Source organism: Flavobacterium notoginsengisoli (assembly GCF_042686225.1).
In the GTDB taxonomy this organism is placed as follows: Bacteria; Bacteroidota; Bacteroidia; order Flavobacteriales; family Flavobacteriaceae; genus Flavobacterium; species Flavobacterium notoginsengisoli.
Map to the genome: position 1 here is coordinate 102,113 of NZ_JBHUOT010000001.1, position 19,926 is coordinate 122,038.

13 protein-coding genes are annotated in these 19,926 nt (G+C 34.3%); 6 read left to right on the plus strand and 7 right to left on the minus strand.

All coding sequences use genetic code 11. From position 1 onward, the window contains the following. Positions 1 to 68: 68 nt before the first annotated feature. Entirely contained in the window at positions 69 to 656 is a 588-nt protein-coding gene (locus tag ACFS3A_RS00280; protein WP_379823155.1) for an RNA polymerase sigma factor, read from the minus strand. Positions 657 to 996: 340 nt separating this feature from the next. On the opposite strand from ACFS3A_RS00280, the gene ACFS3A_RS00285 reads away from it, so the two are divergent. Together ACFS3A_RS00285 and ACFS3A_RS00290 are read left to right on the plus strand one after the other, a co-directional pair. Next, positions 997 to 2,466, plus strand: a complete 1,470-nt coding sequence (locus ACFS3A_RS00285; RefSeq protein ID WP_379823157.1) for a M28 family peptidase — start codon at positions 997 to 999, stop codon at positions 2,464 to 2,466. A 663-nt stretch (positions 2,467 to 3,129) separates the two neighbouring features. Beyond that, complete coding sequence (locus ACFS3A_RS00290) at positions 3,130 to 6,927, plus strand: T9SS type B sorting domain-containing protein (RefSeq protein ID WP_379823158.1); 3,798 nt, start codon at positions 3,130 to 3,132, stop codon at positions 6,925 to 6,927. A 783-nt stretch (positions 6,928 to 7,710) separates the two neighbouring features. On the opposite strand, the gene ACFS3A_RS00295 is transcribed toward ACFS3A_RS00290, so the two are convergent. Genes ACFS3A_RS00295 through ACFS3A_RS00305 form a run of 3 tightly spaced genes read right to left on the minus strand, consistent with a single transcriptional unit; the run spans position 7,711 to position 10,263 of the window. Next, positions 7,711 to 8,409 (minus strand): PP2C family protein-serine/threonine phosphatase, encoded by a 699-nt coding sequence (locus ACFS3A_RS00295; protein WP_343590797.1) that lies wholly within the window; start codon positions 8,407 to 8,409, stop codon positions 7,711 to 7,713. A 17-nt stretch (positions 8,410 to 8,426) separates the two neighbouring features. Then, a complete protein-coding gene (locus tag ACFS3A_RS00300; protein WP_379823160.1) occupies positions 8,427 to 9,278 on the minus strand; it encodes a nucleotidyl transferase AbiEii/AbiGii toxin family protein in 852 nt (283 codons plus the stop codon). Next, positions 9,256 to 10,263, minus strand: coding sequence for a type IV toxin-antitoxin system AbiEi family antitoxin (locus tag ACFS3A_RS00305; protein WP_343590799.1), 1,008 nt, complete (start codon positions 10,261 to 10,263; stop codon positions 9,256 to 9,258). Before ACFS3A_RS00305 ends, ACFS3A_RS00300 begins: the two co-directional genes overlap by 23 nt. Positions 10,264 to 10,899: 636 nt before the next feature. On the opposite strand from ACFS3A_RS00305, the gene ACFS3A_RS00310 reads away from it, so the two are divergent. The 4 genes from ACFS3A_RS00310 (at position 10,900) to ACFS3A_RS00325 (ending at position 14,648) form a co-directional block, all read left to right on the plus strand. Next, complete coding sequence (locus ACFS3A_RS00310; protein ID WP_343590800.1) at positions 10,900 to 11,997, plus strand: DUF4238 domain-containing protein; 1,098 nt, start codon at positions 10,900 to 10,902, stop codon at positions 11,995 to 11,997. Between the two features lie 227 nt (positions 11,998 to 12,224). Further along, positions 12,225 to 12,869 (plus strand): hypothetical protein, encoded by a 645-nt coding sequence (locus tag ACFS3A_RS00315; RefSeq protein WP_343590801.1) that lies wholly within the window; start codon positions 12,225 to 12,227, stop codon positions 12,867 to 12,869. Positions 12,870 to 13,026: 157 nt separating this feature from the next. Further along, complete coding sequence (locus ACFS3A_RS00320; protein ID WP_343590802.1) at positions 13,027 to 13,725, plus strand: competence protein CoiA family protein; 699 nt, start codon at positions 13,027 to 13,029, stop codon at positions 13,723 to 13,725. 452 nt (positions 13,726 to 14,177) lie between these two features. After that, positions 14,178 to 14,648: a hypothetical protein gene (locus tag ACFS3A_RS00325; protein WP_343590803.1), complete on the plus strand. Its 471-nt coding sequence runs from the start codon at positions 14,178 to 14,180 to the stop codon at positions 14,646 to 14,648. A gap of 197 nt (positions 14,649 to 14,845) precedes the next feature. Here the strand turns inward: ACFS3A_RS00325 and ACFS3A_RS00330 are convergent, their stop codons facing one another. The 3 genes from ACFS3A_RS00330 to ACFS3A_RS00340 form a co-directional block, all read right to left on the minus strand. After that, positions 14,846 to 15,244 carry a hypothetical protein gene (locus tag ACFS3A_RS00330; RefSeq protein WP_379823162.1) on the minus strand — a complete coding sequence of 133 codons (399 nt, stop codon included), beginning with the start codon at positions 15,242 to 15,244 and terminating at the stop codon, positions 14,846 to 14,848. A gap of 62 nt (positions 15,245 to 15,306) precedes the next feature. After that, positions 15,307 to 18,579, minus strand: a complete 3,273-nt coding sequence (locus ACFS3A_RS00335) for a dsDNA nuclease domain-containing protein (protein ID WP_343590805.1) — start codon at positions 18,577 to 18,579, stop codon at positions 15,307 to 15,309. A gap of 94 nt (positions 18,580 to 18,673) precedes the next feature. Beyond that, positions 18,674 to 19,792 carry a hypothetical protein gene (locus ACFS3A_RS00340; protein WP_379823164.1) on the minus strand — a complete coding sequence of 373 codons (1,119 nt, stop codon included), beginning with the start codon at positions 19,790 to 19,792 and terminating at the stop codon, positions 18,674 to 18,676. Positions 19,793 to 19,926 lie beyond the last annotated feature (134 nt).

Sequence of the window (19,926 nt, forward strand, 5' to 3'; positions counted from 1 at the left end):
GTGAAAAAAATGTAAAAAAAATGTAAAAAAAAGTGAATTAAGGCTTTTTTGAAAGAAAAACCTTTAGGCTATAGTTTAGAAAAAAGAAAAAGAGACATGAACATATTCATGTAAGGAGAAATTTTTAGACGTATAAATTTTAAAGCCTGAGCCATGTGTTTTTTTACCGTCTCTGTTGAGATGCCTAAATCTTCACCAATTTTCTGATGACTTAAACCATCTCTTTTAACCATTTGATAGACTTTTTGTTGCTGAGGCGGAAGTTGCTCTACGATCTGATTCAATATAATATTATACTGTTCATCTTTAATACTATTGTCAGTATCGATTAAACCAGTGTCTTTTTGTTCGATTTCAGATATGAGGCTTGTTTCCCGAGCGATTTTTTTAATGGCATTGAATAAATGATTGCGAGAAATTATGAAGAGATAATTTTCAAAATGAGTTACTTCGGCTAAGGTTTCTCGATTTTGCCATATTTTTAAAAAGATATCTTGTACCGCTTCTTCAGCCTGAATTTTTGATTTTGTGATTCTTACAGCTGTAGAGTACACATTGTTTTTGTACAGATTGTACAGATTAGTAAACGCAAGCTCACTTCCCTGAGACAATTCAAGAAGAAGTTTTTTTTCGTCAATATTCGAATTTTGAGCCATGTTTTTGGTGCCAATCAATTCAGCAATATTATTTATTTTTTTTGAAATGTAGATAATTTATCGATAACAAGGCTCGAAAAATGTTATTTTAATAATTTATCATTAAAATAATAAATTATTGTAAAAATAATTAACAGTCTTTTGCATAAGATTCAATAACGTAATATTGCGACGTTTGAGGTATTGTAAGTTAAGTCTTGTTTTTGTTGAAAATTGAGCAGAATGTAATTAAATTTTGATTCTTTTTTGAAGTATATTTATAAAAAATATAGATTTGTCTTTTTTTCAGGCTCTTCTTTTTTATCAGAAAATTATTTAAAATTTAATTTGATTTCTAATTATGAAGAAGAAGTTGTTTTTATTATTCAGTTTAAGCTGTAATGTGATTTTTTCGCAGACCATTAAAAAACCTTTGGTTGGCGCTATAACTTTAAAGGATCTTAAAATAGATATGTACCAAATGGCTGGCGATCATTTTAACGGTCGTGAAGCAGGTACTTTAGATGAATTGAAAGTTTCGATGTGGCTGGCAGAGAAAGCCAAAGAAGCCGGAATGTCGCCAGCAGGAGACGATGGCACTTTTTTTCAGTTTTTTGATTTGTACCGACATCAGGTTACCAATTATTCTAAATTTAAAATCGGACAAAAAGATTTTAAATTATGGAATGAAGTTCTTATTGCCGAAACCACTACAAACAAAGTAGATGCACCATTGCTTTTTTTAGGAAATGTTTCTGTAGAAGACTTCAGGAAAGCAGATGTAAAAGGAAAAGCGGTTGTAATATTGGCTTCCAAAGATGGAATTGCAGATAATATTTCGCTTTTCGAAAGACGTTATCCAGGATTTGTTAAACAAAAATATTATGAAGATTTAGCGTATAGAGGTGCCGCAGCGCTTATTATCGTTGCCGATGAATTAGGCGAAAAAAGCTGGTCTGAAGTCGAACCGCAAATGAAACGAGGCGTTTATGGTATCGAAGGATATAGAGATAAAATGCCTGTTCCACCTAGAATGCCTGCTTTTTGGGTTCATAACAATCAGTTAGAATTCTTAAAAAACACTAAAGAACGTTTAACAGCCGAAGTAATTTCAGAAACCTACAAATATCCATCAGTAAATGTGGTTGGAAAAGTGGAGGGAACAGATGCTAAATTAAAAAATGAATATGTGCTTTTCAGCGGACACCAAGATCACGATGGCGTAAGACAGAAATACGGACAAGATTCTATTTACAATGGAGCAGATGATAATGCAAGTACTTGTGTAGCCATGCTGGCTATTGCGAGAGCCTACAAAAAACAACCAGCCAAAAGATCGGCTTTGTTTGTATTTCATGGTTCAGAAGAAAGAGGATTGTTAGGTTCAAGCTGGTATGCTTCAAACCCAACTGTTCCTGAAAAAGATATCATTGCGGTTTTGAACGGAGATATGATCGGAAGAAATGATATAAATCAAGCGGCACTTTTAGGTTCAAGTGATCCGCATCAAAATTCGCCTGATCTTGTAGCCGTAGCAAAAAAAGCCAACGACGAAGGACCAAAATTTGAACTAGACAAACTTTGGGACAGACCAGAACATCCTGAATTTTTTTATTTTAGATCAGATCATCTGCCGTATGCGAGAAAAAATATTCCAGCGGTCTTTTTTACAAGCGTACTCCACAGTCAATATCATACTCCCATGGATGAATCGGAAAATATTGATTTTGCCAAACTGCATAAAATGACAGATTGGATGTATCGAACTGGCTGGATTTTGTCTAATCAGGCAGAGCGTCCAAAAGTAATCCTACAAAAGGAGGGCAAATAATTTTGAATTTTGAGGGATTTGATTCGGATTTTCTTTTGGATCATAAAAGTGAGTTGCGAATGTCCCGTTTATTGCCAGACTCTGCTAAAAATAGTTGTTTGTGAAGGCTATTGCGTTATTGATGTGTCTGGTTATGATGTTAAATGTCTCAAATTATAGTTCTGTCGCATCTGAGAATAACGTTTAAATTACTTAAAATCTTGTATTTAATTTTGACAGATGCGACAGAATCACTTCTCAGCAATAAACCAATAATTGGCCTTAGTAGAACAGCAAGTTGATAAGTAGTTAAATACGAAAAAAATCTACTTGTTCTTTGAATAATTAACATGTTTTCTAATTTTGAAGAGGACGCTCTACCATTCGAACCTTAGCGATGAAGAGCTTGATTTTAAAGAATTAAACGCAACGCGAAGGTGTAAGCACCAGGCATATGCCACAAAATTTGAATAAAAAATTATTTGTAAATTCATTTTAGCTTTCTGTGTTTTTTTGAGGTAACTTCAATTTTAGATAATTAAAAAATAGCTATGTATTTTTCATGTCTTTTTTCAGCACAATAAGTGCTTTAATGTGGAATTTATGTATACTTTTGATTCTTGTTTTTGAAGTGTTGATAGCGGTTCAGATCCGTTTTAAAGTGTATTATAATAGTTGGGTGTAGTGAGGTATTTTGTGTATTCCTGTTTCTTTTTTATTTATCCATTAGTATGTCTCTCACAGTCGGAGACTAGTGTCTGGTATTTTGGTGAGAATGCTGGAATAAAGTTCAATCCTGATGGATCTACAACGGCTCTTACTGATGGTAAATTGAAAACACTTGAGGGTTGTGCATCCATCTCAGATAGTAATGGGGATATCTTATTTTATACTGATGGAATCACGGTTTATAATAAAAACCATCAGGTGATGCTAAATGGGACTGGACTTAGCGGCCATTTCTCAAGTACACAGTCTGCAACCATTATACAAAAACCAGGCTCCTCAAATTTATTTTACATTTTTACCATTGATGCTGTTGCAAAAAACAATGGTTTAAGATACAGTGAGGTAGATATTACTCTGGATGGAGGGCTTGGAGGAGTTACTGCAGGCAAAAATGTTCCATTGTATGCACCTACTTGTGAGAAAATTTCAGTAGTGAAGCATGTCAATAATACTGATTTCTGGATAATTACACATGGCTGGCAAGAAAATAAATTTTATGCCCATTTAGTGAGTTCCACGGGGATTAATCCAGTACCTGTAGTGACGGGTTCTGGACAGTTTGTAGGCGGGAGTGATGCTTCTGCCACCCAAGGCTACATGAAAATATCTCCGGATGGGAAAAAGATAGTTTTATGTCATCAATTTTTAAGTTCTGTTGAACTTTTTGATTTTGATGCCTCAAACGGAATGGTAAATAATCCTATATTATTCAGTAAGAAAGATCAGCCTTATGGAGCAGAGTTTTCAGCTGATAGTAAGGTTTTATATATTTCGCTGCAGATTGCCAGGGCAATTTACCAATATGATTTAACTGCAGGAGATGTTGCATCAAGTGAGCAGCTGGTTTTTGCAAGTCCAATATTTTTAGGAGCATTACAGTTGGGACCCAATGACAAGATTTACATTGCGAATTATTATACCCCTTATTTAGGCGTGATTAATAATCCGGGTATTTTAGGCATTGGATGTGATGTACAGAGTCAGGGAGCGAATCTTGAAGGAAGGAATTCCACCCTTGGCCTTCCAGCTTTTAATCAGTCTTTTTTTAATCCATCTTTTAAAGCGGAGCATTTGTGTCTTGGATCAATGACCAGCTTCAGCCTTGGATCTTCACCTGTCGTTACGTCGGCATTATGGGATTTTGGAGACGGAAGTACTTCTACGGATATAAGTCCTTTACATACTTATGATAGTCCGGGGAAATATACAGTAAAGGTTTCGGCTGAAAGTTCTTTTGGAAAGGGATTAAAAACCAAAGAAATAACCATTTCAAAAATACCTATGGCGTACAAACCGCAGGATTTATTGTTTTGTGATGACAATAATGATGGTTTTTATGTTTTTGATCTCACGAGCCAGAATGCGTCAATTTTAAACGGACAGAATACAGGGGAATTTGCGGTACGTTATTATAGCAGTGGCATTCTTATTTTGACTCCTAAGGAGTATATCAATAAAGCTGCATACCAGAGTGAAATTATTACAGCTGAGATTTATAATATAGGTAATAATGAATGTAAGAGCAGTACTGATTTTACTCTTCATGTGTTTGATATGCCATTGCCAGCACTGCCTGCTAATATTTCAGATTTTACAGTATGTGATAATACAAGCGTCGGAACCGATGAGGATGGTAAAGTTATTTTTGATTTAACGCTGCAGGAGCCAAATATTTTAAATGGACAGCCTGCAAATCAATTTGTAGTCTCATATTACAAAGATGCTTTAATGACTCAGCTAATTAATTTTCCAAATATTTATCAAAACACTAATTCTAAAGAAATTATATATGTAAAAGTTGTAAATAAAGAGAATAAGGTTTGTGATGCGCAAACTTCTTTTAAAATAGAGGTTTTAGCTCTTCCCAAAATATCCAATGTTGTCAATCTTAAACAATGTGATGATGATATTGACGGATACAGTATTTTTAATCTGGAAGAAGCGATTAATAAAATAACTTCCAATTCAATAAATGAAGTTATTACATTCCACAGAACTTTAGCTGATTCTGAGAATAATATTAATCCAATTTTAAATAGAACTACATATAGAAATACTGTAGTAAGTGCAGATAAGTTATTTGTCCGCATAAGTAATAGTCAAGGCTGCTATAGAACGTCACAGCTGAATCTAATTGTTTCTACAACTCAGATTCCTTCTAGCTATTCAAAAACATTTATACAATGTGATGATTCTAATTTAAATAATCAGGAAGGCATTTCTAATTTTGATTTTAGTTCAGCAACAAAAGAAATTCAAGATATTTTTCCGTCAGGACAGCTTTTAGATATTACATATTATCAAAATATAGAAGATGCTTTAGAAGAAAAAAATGCAATTACAGAAATTTCAAATTACCGAAATACGAATTCACCTCATCTTCAAAAGATTTTTATAAGAGTGGACAGCAGGATTAATAATGACTGTTTGGGGTTGGGAGGATATATAACTTTAAAAGTGGAACCAGTTCCAATTATACAATCTCTGGAAAGGACTCATTGTGATGATGATCATGATGGAATATTTGCTTTTGATACATCAAACATTGAAAATGAAATGCTGAACGGACTAAACAATGTTTCGGTTTCTTATTTTGACGAGAATAACAATCAGCTTTCCAGTCCGCTTCCAAATCCGTTTTTAACATCTTCACAGACGGTAAAGGTTTTGGTTGTAAATAATACTCCAGCAGCATGTTCATTTACATCTGCTATAAAATTTACAGTGGATTTATTACCACAAGTCTATTCTTTGAATTCAGCGTTAAGTAAAGTTTGTGATGATGAAGAAAATCCATTAATTCAAGATGGAAAATATGCATTTGATACTTCTTCTTTTGAATCTATTTTATTAGGATCTCAGAAAGGAATGATTGTGAAGTATTATGATGCTGAGAATAATTTGCTTTCAAGTCCGCTTCCAAATCCTTTTGTAACTAAATCGCAAAATATAAGAGCTGAAATTATAAATCCAAAAAACTTAAACTGTAAAGCTGATTATGTAATTCCATTTATTGTAAATTCTGTTCCAAGAATTAATTTGGAAGGGACAGAACTGGTGTGTAGCAATCTGCCTTCTTTTACAAAACAGATAAATGCAGGTCTTATAAATGAAAGTGAAATCGAAGAATATGATTACCAATGGTTTTTTAATGGAGATAAAATTCTAAATGAAAAGAAATACAGTTTAGTTGTAAATAAAGAAGGAATTTATAAAGTAGACGTGAGTGATAAATATACTCATTGCGTGAGAACCCGAATCATAAAAGTATCTGCTTCAGATATAGCTTCGAATGTTTCGATTCAAGTTGATGAATCAAACAAGATAGTGGTTTCAGTTTCGGGTAGAGGAGATTATTTATATGCAATTGATGATCCAAATGGCTCCTATCAATCTGAAAATGTCTTTTTAAATGTTTCAGCTGGAATTCACACTGTCTATGTAAAAGATCAAAATGGATGTGGAACAGTTTCACAAGAGGTGGCGGTATTTGGTGTTCCATCATTTTTTACCCCCAATCAAGATGGTTATAATGATTACTGGAATGTCAAAGGAATTAGTGCTGATATAAAAGAAAAAACGACAATTAAGATTTTTGACAGGTATGGAAAGCTATTAAAAGAAATGACTCCTTTTAGTATTGGATGGGATGGAAATTATTTAGGATCACAAATGCCTTCAGATGACTATTGGTATGTAATTGAACTAGAAAATGGCAAGGTGTTTAAAGGACATTTTTCTCTTAAAAGATAGTTTTAGGAATTAAAGTTCTTTTCAATTCAAGCCTAAGTTTTAGTTGGTTTTAATTGCTATAGAATTATATTTATAAAAATACTCAGGTATTATTATATCACAAAAATTGACCAATCGATATAACTTTAAAAACAGTCTTAACTTTTTGTTGCATAAAAGGTATGCATTTCATTTGCTCTGTGCCACGAGTGCGCCACAAAATTTTTGTGCGGTTTTGTGAATTTAGCTTTTTTTGTAAACTTTGAAACGTTTTTTAAGCTCTCAGCGGAGAAAGAGGCTCCGCCACCTGTATCGTAAGCCCCAGCAAACACTGGGTGTGATGTTATGTCAAAAAAAGAAGGGCACTAATAGGGCACTCTTAAAATTATTGGGTTTATCAACCTCTGTAAATGTAGGAAAAAAAATCGAGAAATAGCTGGATAATTTTGAAAAAAGGAATGTGATCTTGCCTTGTTTGCGGTTTATCATTTCGATTGTATCCGAAACTAATTTGGGTAATTTTTTCTTATGCTCATCTGGTAAAAACCGTTTTCAATCCACAAATTTCCTTGTTTGTTTTTTTTGAAAATATTTTATATGTCTTTTCGATCTGTTTTTGTTAAGGGTTAAGTTATGAAATTTGATACTAATTTTAATAGAAAAAAAATGAAATATGTAACTCACTGACAAGAAAAGAATTATATGATTTAGTTTGGTCAACCGCTATTTCAAAAATACTAGAGCGATTTGCCTTATCGAATGATGATTAAAAAAAAAAGTCAAGCAACATGAAATATCGCTTCCTTAAATGGATAATTTTATTATGGAATAGTTATCGGTGAAATTTTCTATTTGATCAATAAGTATATCTTTAAGTGTTTCATCATTTAGATTAGCTAAGTTTTCCAATTTCATGGGAAAGTTTTTCCATAAACCATCCGAGCAAATTAGAAATATGTCTCCCTGCAATACATTAAGTTCTTTAATAGAAAGCTTGTCGATATCTTTTCCTGATACCGAAGCCGTGGTAATATTATTATAGTTGTAGATTTTGGGTAGAATAGTTGAAGATTCTGTTTTTAGGTAGTTACTGAGGGAATGGTCTTCTGATTGAAATATAATTTGGTTATTTCGTATTTGATAAACACGAACATCACCAATCCAAAAGGCATAAATTATTTTTTTATTTTTACTTAATAGTCCTGCAATTGTAGCTCCAAATTTTGATTTGAGTTCTTTTCTTTTATTCCATATCGATTCGTTTGCTGTGCTGACAGCACCTTGAATAAGGCTTTTTGGCTGTAATTCTTTATGATTTTTGGTGATATAATTTATTATTTCCGTTGTGATAACTCTTGCTGCTAATTCACCATGTCCATAATTACTGGTTCCGTCAGATATTAAATACAAATCAAGATTTTCCAATGAAAGTATTCCAATACGATCTTCGTTTATATCTTGTTTGCCTTTATTAGAAAAGTTGAAATATTTAATATCAGTCATTAAAATGTCAGTTTCGGTTATTCTTTTTTAAGTTCAGTTACAATACTTAATAAGGCTCTATATATTTGGTCGTAATTTAAAATGATGTTAGATTTCATAATTTGTGAGATTAAAATACTTTGTTCTGCTGTTTCCAATTCTCTTTCAATAATTGCAAGTGCTTCATTTTTGATATCTGGTTGGCCTGTAAATAATTTTTTTAAATCTCTTCCTATTAGTGTGGCACCGGCATTATATGTGTCGTAATTGTCGTCCTCGTATATATCGTAATTTTTTTCTTCCAGATTATCTTCATTTATTCCAAGGTAAGTATCTAGAATAAAAGAAATATCATCGGCATCTTTACTTGTTTTATAATGGCGATCTTTCCATGCAATTAGTTTTAAAATGAATATTCCAGGAAGAGAAGCTACCTGCACGGTAAATTCTTCATCGACATTTAAAGTTATAGTGTTTTTTGCTACTTCTGAGAAACCTTTAACCGACATAGCATGATCTTCTTCTGGAGGCCAGTATATATTTTGATCTTCTTTTGCAATTTCTCCAAAGGGAACAATATCAAGTTCGTATATTCCTTTATAATGAAATCGTTGTTTTTGTTTTGGCGACTTTGTAAAATTTTCCAAATTGCACAGCGCAGCAGCTATTTTTTCAAAATCATCCCAATTTGGAATCGCGATAGCAATATCGAGATCAAAAGTCTTGCGCCCAGGTTCCTGATCGTGGATAGCACTAAAAATGATATCCCTTGCTGTTGCCCCAATAATGTAGAATTGAGTTCCTATGGAATCGAAGTATAGGGTTAGTTCCTGAAGTAATTCTTTTAATAGGGGATTGTCAAATTTATTACTGGATATGGGATAGCTCATTTTCTAGAATTATTTTTGCGGTTTCTATATTTCTATCGTTTCCAGTTCCTACCAAATCGGCGTAAACCAATAGTGGAGGGACCGTATTTGTTTTTTTGGACGTGTCTTTTTCTATCCAAAATATTTTTAATATTTCAATTTCTCCATATTCTGATGGAACAAGTTCCAAATCATTAATCAGCGTTTTCCATACGCCATCAGTATATAGGGTAAAAGCGGCAGGAAATAAGTAGTTGGTCATAAGAGCTCCCGCAGGTTCTCCTCCCCAAAGTACCAGATCTTGCGCATCTTTTATGGGTAAGTAGCTCCATTCATTTTTTTCTCTTTTCATAAAACGCATCTTCTTTAGAAATAGTCGGGGGCGTAATACTTCGTGATAAGCTATTACCCATCTATTTAGAAGTTCTTTTTGGTTTTTTAAGAAATTTCCTTTTTTGGTTTTCATAAAAAAACTAAGTTCCGTAAGTTCTTGCAATACATAGCCTACTGATGCCAGTGAAACACCAGATTCGGTTGCAATTGCACGGTAGGGCAGATTGATGTTTTCGGGATTGTTAAGCAAGTAGAATATTATTTTAATGCCAGCTTCCTGAAATGCACGGGATTGATTTTTTCGCTCGGCTTTTTCCCTTTTTTTCCCTTCTATTAAAATAAAAAAATCTTTGGTTCTAATGTGGCAATTTCCGGCAAGATCTAAATAATTAACTCTGTATTTATTAACGTACTCAAATGCTATATCATTAGGGATGTATTTTGTTACTAATAAAAATGGAACATCAGTTTCATTTATTAGCGGATGAATTAAGTTTAATAGGACTCCTTTGTTTCCTTTAGTTATTTCTTTAACTATGGTAACATTAAATTTAGTTCCATTTATAGCTATATATTTATCTTTGCCAAGACCTTGATCATTACGAATTTTAAATCCTGAATATCCTTCTAATTTTGTAATAGCTTCTTCTAGTATATCTTCTCCTGTATTCATTTGTTCATTTTTATCTTGCGTTCATTTTAAATGAACAGTCAAATATAGTGAACAAAATAACAAGGAACAAATAAATTTTAAAAATAACGCATTGACAGTTAGCTGTATATCTTGTATATGTCAAATTTAAAACTTATCTTTGCTTCAAGCCATCAGCGCTTGAAGGATAGGAGCCATGCAGCGAGCACTTAAGTGCTCGCTGCATGGCTCCTAAGGTTTAAAAACAGATTTCTCAAACTAAATAATTTAATTAAGGTGTTGCATGATATTATTTATAGAAGTCTAGATGTATATTGGAAAGTCAAGGCGCAGAATTAAATATTAAACTTTCCAGCTTTTATATATTATCTTGTAAAAGAATAAATCCAAGATACTGTCATTCAGAGACATTGCTTTGGTCTTAAGGAGTAATGGGCTTTTTGTAATAGTTTATTGATATTACCGTATTTTATTTCTATTTTCGTTTAGCCGAAAATACACATTTTATGACTGCCTAAAATCTTCAGGTGCCAAAAGATGATGTGTAACTTTCTCCTAAAAAAAACAAAACTAATCTATTTAAATAAGTAGCTGGTGGTTACAAGCCAAAATTTGCGGGCGATTCCAAATTAAATCAGCGCTAAAATCAAATTCTAAATGAAAAAATCACATCAGCATTTTATACCACAAACCTACCTTAAAAAGTTTGCCCATACAGTTGATAATAAGAATTATTTCGTTGCAGTTTATGATAAAATATCAGGAAAGTATAATCCAAAAATGAGCGTTGGAAACTTATGCGTTGAAACAGACCTATATACTTTGGATCATTTAAATGGTGATGAAAAATATGCAATCGAAAATTTTTTCTCTGATAATATTGAAAATAGGTATCCAAAAGTATTTAAATTATTAGTTGAAGATAAGAAGCCAATAATCAGCAGCGAGGAAAAAACATTCATTTTGTATACGACATTAAGCATGTATTTTAGAACTCCCAAAGTTTTGAACCAATTTGTTGATTTTGCCGGAAGATTGGTTGAAAACGTTAAAAATGGCTCCTCTGCAAAATCAATTGATTTTTTGGGCTATAAAATTTCTCTCGATCAAAAATCATTTACTGATATTAAAAAAGATATCAGAGCAACAAATCGTATAGATTTTCTACAAACACAATTAGCACTGCTTGATGCTCTGGTTGAGTTTAAGTTTAATGACGGACTAGTTATTACAGAATTAATCGGTGAACAGGAATTTATTACAAGTGATAATCCTGTGGAGATTAGGAATATGGGTGAAATAGGTTTTAACCTTTTTAGTGACAGGAATTCTATTTATATACCATTGGATCCTAAACATGCATTGTTTATTGCACCAAAAGACAAAGGTTCAATAACTAATGAAGTTTTTTATCAAAAAGATAATTTTGTACAACATATTACATTAAATCATGTTTTATTTAAAAATGCCGAACGATGGATAATTGGTTCATCAAAAGGTGTTCAGCAATTTCTCAAAGATGAAGAAGAATACACAAAACCAGTTGAAGATAATCACCCTATGCTTGTCAAATTCAGAATGAAGCTTAAATTAATGGAAGATGTTTTGCAGCAAGCAGAGAAAGGAGTTTCTAATGAAAATTTGGGATTAATTGAAAGTCTGCATACATTGAAAAAGAGCATGGATGAACCCGGAAGTGAAGATTTGCAAGATTTGTATAATAAATTCAAAGAAACAGGATTAAAATTAGATTAAACTACTGCAATAAACTCTAACCAAAAATTGCTTATTTTAATCTTATAGAATACGGTTCATAATGGAACCATTCACACACGCCGACTGATTATGTCTATAGTGCGACAGAGACTGCAGCAGCATCCTTTTTTCAAAAAATACAGTGAAGTGCGCGATTGTCGACCTATAAAAAAAACTAATAAATAACTGATCGCTGTTCATTGGACTTTTTTAACCAAAATCAAACTATGAATCCTATCACAAGAAAAACTGAAAACATTAATGGAATTGAATATTCATTCCACCTATCGACCGAAGCGGATCAAAAACATGTAAAAAGCTATATAAAACTTTTAAGTCATGAAGACAGTTTTAGGAAATTAGAGAATCCATCTTTGGTTTTAAAACGCATGCTGTATTATTATATCTACTCAGAATTGAATAAATATCTGGTAGTCAAGACAGCCACAATCGAAAGCGATACGGAATACCAGGCGGTTTTCGAAATCGTCGATCTTGATTTGAGAAACACCATAGTTACCGAGAGCCTCCAATCAGGAAACAATCAGGAAATCACATTATCGATAGCAGTACTGAATTCATTTTCGGATTGTGAAGAATATATCCAGACTCCGTTAGGGCGATACGCAAGAACGCTTTTCGACCCTGCCACCCTAGAGATAATGAGTGTGTTTTCGCATACAGTTCTTCATATTAAAGTCAGTGATCCCAGCTATTCACAAGCCTCATATACCAGCATAATAGAGAACGCAGCAGATACATTCAACGAGAAAAGATTTGGGAAAGCCTTTCTTCCTATAGAGAGCGAAAGAATGAATTGCAATCCAAGAGAAGTGCAGATAAAATATACTATAATGCCTCTGGGCTTCTAGGAAAGAAATAAGCTTTGGGTTTCAGGTAAGTTCCCTGGCTTTTCACTAAAGTTTGCGCTCTGTTTTAGTATACAAAGCTTTACCTTGACCGCAAAACTCAGATGGAACCCATATTAATTTTTAATGCGGAAACCTCAGGATCAATAAATACTAAACTATGTCAGACTTTGCAGTAACAATCGACGGGGAAATTTTAGATTCAAATCTTTTTGATGATGACTCCTGGAATGATTTTAAAAAGAATTATGAGATTGGAAAAATAAAAATGATCTGCTGTGATGCCAATGCGATTCCAAAGACAAGCATGAGATTTACAAGATTCTTTGCACATCAAAACGGAGAGTGCGCAACAGCTCCGGAAACGGTCTGGCATAAGACCGCAAAGAAATTTATAATCAATCAATTGTCAAAAAAGGGAATCACAGCACTTCAAGAAAAGATAGGATTTGATTGGATCGCTGATATCTATTTTGAAATCGATGATAAAAAATATGCATTTGAAATCCAGAGATCTGCTCAAACTTTACCAACCTATCTGGAAAGACAGGAAAAATATAATAATTCCAATGTTGAGGCAATCTGGCTGTTAAAGCATTCACGGTACAAAACTCTTACAAAAGCAATAGGTTATTATATCTTAAAAAAGAAATATAATAATAAAGTTCCAGCGTCTGGTTTTATGCCATCACTAATTGCTTTACCGGTTTTTTATATTGATGAATCTAGCTTCCGCATAAAAGGAGTCGGCAAATTTGATCACTCCATTCCTGATTTCATCTCAGCAATAGTCGAAAACACGATGTTTTTTGATCACTGTTGGAAATTAAAGGGCATTGACCTTTTAAATGATCTGTAATTTACTTACTCCGTTCTGAAACAAATAGAACTGTTGCTCTGAGCAACAGTATGCTTAATAAAATAAAAAGAACCTGACTTTTTTGCATTTTCTTCATAAGTGAAAGGAAAGAGTGCAAAAGTGATCTTTAAATGCACGATAAGGGAGGTAGCTTTGCGGGAATGTTAAATCGGCTAATTTCCATATTGTTATGTATTGTGCTCAACGGCTCACACTTTTCGAGATACATTACTATTGCTGGAAAAACCGGTCAATGTGACGACCATTTTGCGGAGCCATATTTTTTTTGTAAAAAAAAGAATTAGCTTTGAATGTTGTATGTTTTTTAGCTTTTAGTGACGTATTGATATTAGCTTTTAATGATGCATGAGTATTAGATCTTAATATTTGTACTATCGTTCCATTTTAATTACATTGTGGATATTATTTAAAGTCACAATTTTAAAAGAAAGATGGAAAAGCTAAAGCCTACTAAACAACTTGCTCAAAATCTGAAAGATTTATTGAAAGATATCGGCGAAAATTCAGTTTTATTTCAAATTTACACAAGAATTCATTCGAGTGAATGGCAGGCATTCAAAAATCTGGAACATTCCGGCTGCGATATTGTTTTATTAAATCTGAAAACAAACAGGATAATAAAAATAGAAGTAAAGACCAGACAATCACTTTACACGACAGCGACGAGCAAAAATACAGAAGGTAAGCGACAATTTAATGTAACTAAAAATGAATACGATGAAATGGACTTACTGATATGTTTCTGGTTTGACTATAATTCATATTTCATAGTGCCCAAGTCTGATCTAAGTACTAATAAATCCAATATTAAACTCACGATAAAGAGAAACGGAGAAGGAGGCTACGGAATAAATGATAAATTTTTGGATAAATGGGAAAATCTGACCAATCTACTATTGTAAATTTTTAGCAGCAGTTAAGTTCTTACAGGTACTTTGAGCCAAAGTATTGCGAAAGGCAATTTTATTAATCTGCCATATTTTTTAATATTAAGGGTAAAGAACTAATGTTTTGTTTCTGGAAAGGATTTTTTACGCTTAAAAAATGAAAATAGCTGAAAATTCATCTTTTAAAGGTGCACTGGAGAGTGCCTGTGGTTTCAGTAAAATTTATATTCCATTCCAAACTTGAATACTGATGACGGTGTTGATGCTGTTGGAAAAAATTCAACTTTCAAAGTATCGGCATCCTTGCGGGTTTTAATTTTATATCCTCGTTTTTCGGTCCACTTAACAAGTTCCTCATTCTGATCCATAATCTGTATCTGTGAAGGTTTTTTAGAAACCTTAAATATGAATTTGCTGCCTTGATCGTATACGAATATGCTGTCTGCCTTTTCTACGGATTTGTAGTCGGCAGAAACAGTGTCGGACCTCATTATCAGATTTGCCGCCGATGGATTAAAATTATAGGTTGTTTCTATCTTTACTTTATAACTTGGTGATGGGGTGCAGGCCGACTGGATTGCCAGTACGAATAAAAAAAAGGCTCTTTTCATGGTAAAGCGATTTCTGGTTCTCTCAGATGTATAAAATAAGCCGTTGAGTCTGGCCAATTTATTTATAAATCTTTTAATGGATTTTCTGTGGGATCATCATCCGAGCCAAATCCTAAACGTCTGGAAAGATAGCTGCGAACCGCCCTGAAGTTTGGGTATTTCATTCCATTTTCTAATCCGAAGGATTCAAGAATGTCAACAGGAAGTTTGTCGATATAAAATGAAAGTTCGGGAGATCTGAGCCATTCCACTGGTATCGGAATATAATTTTGATCTTCGAGCTGGATTCTCATTTCTGCCGATAGCTTTGTTTTTAAAGCTGAAGCCTCCTGTTGGGTTGAAGGGGGATTTTTCTGCAGTATAATATTGGCTTTTATAGCAATTACAAAATTACTCAGAGCTGAAAGGATCTGCCAGTCAAGAAAACCTGTAGAGCGCATTGAATTGACAAGTGCTTTAAAATCGGGATCCCGTTTCCAGATTTTGAGGCTGACAGACAGTGATGTATTGGCAGATCTGTAATGTTCTGAGATCTTTGCCAGTGATGAAGCCTGATCGTATTTTACACTTAAATCTTCAATTTTGATATCCAATTTCAGTGTCTGCGGATCAAAATCATTAAAGCTGACAGGGTTGAAATCTGACCGTCTGGATTCTTTGAATTCTTCCTGTGACACAAGATTGAAATATACTTTTTGGAAGCCGTTTAAAATCAGTCCTTTGTGCCCTAAATTTTGTTTGGTGTAAAGCGCATCAAATGCGCCATAAAATTCTTTGCTGGGTAGCAGGCTTATATTGCTCAAGAGTATTTTAATGCAGGTGGCAAGAAATGCGTAGTGATACTGCACATTTTGCTGGCCTATGTCCTTAAATGCCGGAATGGCCAAGTCCCAGACAGCCTCATCATGGGACATTCGCTGCTTTAAATTATGCGTATATTCTTGATTTTGATCCAAATGAATTGTTATCGGCATTTGAAGGAGGTGCAGATCGGCGCCCAAAAGTCCTATCTCACAGAGTATAATCTGTAAAAGTGCTGTAAATTCTTCTGCAATTGCAGTCATTTCTGCTTCATTTGAAAAAGCAATTTTCCATCCAATCCCGTAGGTCTCAAATTCTATTTTCCTTACCGGGCCGATATCGCTGAAAGGAGCCATGCTCAGTTTTTTCTGCAGCAGTTCCTTTAAGGTGTTTATATCGCGAAGTTCTGATTCAACACCTCTGCCGGCCCCCTGCAGGAATTCGGTATAGATCCATCCCAGCTTCTGCTTCTGGAACTGTAAAAAACCTTGAAGCTCGGAATGTATTACAGGCCCGGCAATAAGAATAATGGCAGTATCTGCAAGTGCATTGCCAAAAACAATGTCTTTGTTCACGTCAATGTAATCGGCATTAAACTCAAACCTTGCATAAAGGTAATTCTGTATATTATCCAAGGCGCTGATCCAGCTGCCCTGGCGATAGTCCGCGTCAAAGACTGAAGCATAGCTTTCGCCCATGAGCTTCAAAGCGCCGTAATCTCCAAAATGCACGCATGCCCATACCGCAGAGAGGGCGTAATATTTTGCGGCAAGATTCATTCCCAAGTCCAGATACACTTTTGAAATATTGTTAAGAACAATTATCAGATACGCACGGCCATCATCATGATTGCAGTTATCCTTTGCTTTATGCAGGCAGGCCAATGCAGCCAGATAGTTGTTGGAGGAAGGCCTGCTCAGGTAGGTGAAGCTTCTTTGAAGAAGAATTTTTGCAGCCGCAAGGTTTTGGCCTTTTTCCCCTGCCAGTTTTTCAATGCTTTGCAGAAACACTTCAAGTGTGTGTACAGCCTGGATCTCGACCTCCTGTCTTATGAGAATATTGAGTATGCCTTCTGACTGGTTATTAAGAGTGGCTATACTGTAGGTTTTTGCCTGTTCCAAAAGATCAGGAATTTTACGGTAGAATTCTACTGCCCCAGCAGTCTTTTGCAGCATTGAAGCTGAAGGATCGTTATGAAAATGGAAGTTTCCCATCAGCTGCAGAGCCAGGCAGAGCTCATCAGTATTATTATGTTTTGATATTCTACTGCTAATAACCTTATATATTGAATTCCGCCAATTTTCTACATCTTGGGACTTAATAAGTTCTGGAAAAGTCAGAGAATACTTAGCGGCTATTTCCAGCAGTATTATATCATCTTCCAGATCAGAAAAGGAATTTCTATCGTCAAGATTTTCAAAATAATAGCTGATTAAGTTTTCTGTGCCTTCAATTGTATTTTTTACTGTAAAGGTTTTTGAATCCGGCGATAAAAGAAGAAAAATATATTCATAGACTGCTTTTCGACGGCAGGATGTAAATGTTTGCTCCAGATCTATATAATGCTTTAATAGGTCCAGCCATAGCCCATCATGATCGGTTTGGCAGAGTTCCCATCTGCAATGCTTTGCAGCGGCAATGATTTCATAAAATTCTCCTACTCTGAAATCATTAATCTTTGCCGCTTCTTTCCATTTTTTGTAAAGTAGAGCATACCATCTGTCTTTTTCGCTTCCCATATTGAGAAGCAGGACATCAAGGGACTGGTCAGTAAGAATTTTTCTTTCTGCATTTTTTTCTGCAGTTCTGGCAGCTATTTCGGCCAGGAGTAACGATATATAAGTAGAGGCCCGATCTGGATTTAAAGAAAAGGGCAGCTGTACTACTAATTGCTCCAGTTCATTGACAAGCTGCGGGATGGCATCCTGCTGAGGTATCGCATCAAATTTCCATCTTATCGATTTTATAAAATTATTCCAGACTTCATCGGGCAGCCGGTCATAAATTTCTTTGGCATCCTTGATCGCATTTTCGATTTCAGGAGAAAATTTTGCGCTCATCACACTGGATATATACTGATCTATTATAGATTTTACCTTTGAGCGGCATCTTTCGAGTATCTGCTCTGGGAGGTTGTCCTGATTCCTCCACCACTCCTGTAAAAGTTTAGGATCCCCGGTTTTATACTGTCTAGCCGGTTTAGAGTTCGTTTCAAATACAAATGTTACATTGTCCAGGGCATACTCTCCTTTGCAGTAGAGCATAAAAAAATGAGCAATGCTCTTTGTAATTTCTTCCTTTGAAAAAGAAAAATTATCGGAGTATAATTTTACCTGTCTAAAAGTAGAAGATCCTTTGCTCAGACTGCGTTCAAAAATATCCTCTTCATAGTCACAATAGATTTCAGTGCCATTCTGCTCGAGCCTGTTTTGCAACCATGTCCGAAGAGTTATAAGTTTTTGAAAATAAAAACCCTGCTCTGCACCAGTAGCATCAGTATCTTTTGTAAATAAATGAAGTTTGGCTAAGCTCATAACAAAAATATTGTTTTTATAAGTGAATGCGAGTTGATAATATCTATTGTAAAACTCTGCGATAATCAGTTCTTTTTGATTATCTCAATCAGGGTTAAAACCATGTTTTCTTTTTAAACTGTAAAGTATCCTTATCCACATCATCCAAGAACTCCTCTTTACTATTTGTCAATGGATTGTACCAGTCTAATTTTTGTAGTGCCCATTCAAGCCACTGCTCAGTTTGGGATGATTTGTCAGGCTGAGTATTTATAAAATCATAATATTCTTTTAAGATACTGTAATTTTTCCAGCGGTGGGCGTCATTATAGAACTGTCTGAATTTATTTAATTCATCCTCCTTTGTCAGCTGTTTTTCAAGTTCTATCTTTTCTAATTCTTTCCTTTTAGTTTCTTCAAGCCTTCTGCGTATCCTCATTTCATGCATTGCCAGAAAATCACTTTCGATTTTGATCAGAATTTTTGCAATTTGATTCTCGATGAGGCTTTTTTTTGAATCAACAAATTCATAAGTTCCAAATCGTCCGGCTTTCACTGCAAGTTTTCCATTGGGAATCAGCTCTCTGGTTTTCCATTTAAAATCAGTATCAACCATCACAGAATTACAGATTTCCCTGATGGAAATTTTCATCTCGTCATCTTCATTGGCTATGATTGTTAATCCGTCCTGTTTTACAACTATTTTATAGTTTAATACCCGGAAGTTTTTAATGAGATTATCGAGTATTCTTAAAGATCGTGCAATATTTTTAGGAGTAACAATTATGCTCGGCATTCCCCTTCCGGTCTCTATTGTGCCTTTAATCCGGCTGTAGGCATCTGCTTTTATCCCTTTGATGTAATTTTGGGTGTCTAGTACGATAATATCGGGTCTGCTCAGCCTGTCAGAAACTTTAAACACCAGATTCTTATTGTTTTTTATACTTTCGGAAACCAGATCAATTTTCGGATCCTGCTCACTGCTTGGCTTTGTCTGACTGATGTTAATTTTGATCTGTTCTTCTAAATTTTTGTTTGGCAGTTTAATCACTGCAGTTTTTTTGCCATATTGAATTTTCTGCCAATGTCCCATCACAGGCGTTGGTATATTGTGTTTTTTACATATTTTCCTTAAGCCGTTATCCGATAGATTGAATTCTTTGGCTAAAACAGTCATCGGCGTGGACCATATTTTTTCATACAGTTCCAGCCTTGTCAATGTTATTACGTTCATATATTAGTTTTACTGTATGGTATTGGAATTGTTCGGTTAAATCTAATAATTATAATCGTATTGCAATGAGTATTTTCCTAAGATTTTTACAGCTGTTTATCCTGAAAACCGTTCTGTGCAGAGACGCTGTTGAA

What these genes read in the sequence shown, in the direction of transcription:
- ACFS3A_RS00280 (WP_379823155.1), bottom strand. Translation starts at nt 656, where the DNA reads ATGGCTCAAAATTCGAATATTGACGAAAAAAAACTTCTTCTTGAATTG.
- ACFS3A_RS00285 (WP_379823157.1), top strand. Translation starts at nt 997, where the DNA reads ATGAAGAAGAAGTTGTTTTTATTATTCAGTTTAAGCTGTAATGTGATT.
- ACFS3A_RS00295 (WP_343590797.1), bottom strand. Translation starts at nt 8,409, where the DNA reads ATGACTGATATTAAATATTTCAACTTTTCTAATAAAGGCAAACAAGAT.
- ACFS3A_RS00300 (WP_379823160.1), bottom strand. Translation starts at nt 9,278, where the DNA reads ATGAGCTATCCCATATCCAGTAATAAATTTGACAATCCCCTATTAAAA.
- ACFS3A_RS00305 (WP_343590799.1), bottom strand. Translation starts at nt 10,263, where the DNA reads ATGAATACAGGAGAAGATATACTAGAAGAAGCTATTACAAAATTAGAA.
- ACFS3A_RS00310 (WP_343590800.1), top strand. Translation starts at nt 10,900, where the DNA reads ATGAAAAAATCACATCAGCATTTTATACCACAAACCTACCTTAAAAAG.
- ACFS3A_RS00315 (WP_343590801.1), top strand. Translation starts at nt 12,225, where the DNA reads ATGAATCCTATCACAAGAAAAACTGAAAACATTAATGGAATTGAATAT.
- ACFS3A_RS00320 (WP_343590802.1), top strand. Translation starts at nt 13,027, where the DNA reads ATGTCAGACTTTGCAGTAACAATCGACGGGGAAATTTTAGATTCAAAT.
- ACFS3A_RS00325 (WP_343590803.1), top strand. Translation starts at nt 14,178, where the DNA reads ATGGAAAAGCTAAAGCCTACTAAACAACTTGCTCAAAATCTGAAAGAT.
- ACFS3A_RS00330 (WP_379823162.1), bottom strand. Translation starts at nt 15,244, where the DNA reads ATGAAAAGAGCCTTTTTTTTATTCGTACTGGCAATCCAGTCGGCCTGC.
- ACFS3A_RS00335 (WP_343590805.1), bottom strand. Translation starts at nt 18,579, where the DNA reads ATGAGCTTAGCCAAACTTCATTTATTTACAAAAGATACTGATGCTACT.
- ACFS3A_RS00340 (WP_379823164.1), bottom strand. Translation starts at nt 19,792, where the DNA reads ATGAACGTAATAACATTGACAAGGCTGGAACTGTATGAAAAAATATGG.